This window comes from Robertmurraya korlensis, assembly GCF_023715225.1.
GTDB lineage: Bacteria > Bacillota > Bacilli > Bacillales > Cytobacillaceae > Robertmurraya_A.
This window is the reverse complement of sequence record NZ_JAMBNS010000078.1, coordinates 1-476: the sequence shown is the minus strand read 5'-3', so window position 1 is coordinate 476 and position 476 is coordinate 1. Positions and strand designations below refer to the sequence as shown.

Genomic DNA, 476 nt, shown 5'->3' with positions numbered 1-476 from the left:
CACGAACGGTGCGATCCACGCGCCGCAGTCGCGATCGAATTCGGCGGATCGCACCGCGTGCTGCCGCACCGTGAAACCATGCCGTTGCGGGCACAACGAATAAGGATCGAGCAGTTCGCGCCGCAATGCCGGATCCGCCGCCGCCTCGCGCACGACGTTGATCACGCTGGCCACGGTGCCGCCCGACGCACCGCCCTTCAGCGTTTTGACGCGCATCTTCACATGAGCGGCCGGCTCGCCCCATTGCTGCCGCGCCTGTTGCTGCAGGAAGAACACGCCCATGTCGGAAGGCACCGAATCGAAGCCGCAGCAATGCACGATGCGCGCGCCCGATTGCCGGGCCGCGGCTTCGTACCGGTCGATCATCCGCCTGATCCACTGCGTCTCGCCGGTGAGATCGCAATAGTCTGTGCCGGTTTGCGCGCAGACCCTGACCAGCGGCTCGCCGTACAGCGCGTAGGGGCCGACGGTGGACA

General features: G+C 66.8%; 1 protein-coding gene. It reads right to left on the bottom strand.

Annotated elements, in window-relative coordinates:
- A partial coding sequence (locus M3175_RS25895) for a saccharopine dehydrogenase family protein (RefSeq protein WP_503328630.1) occupies positions 1-476 on the bottom strand: 476 nt, incomplete at both ends.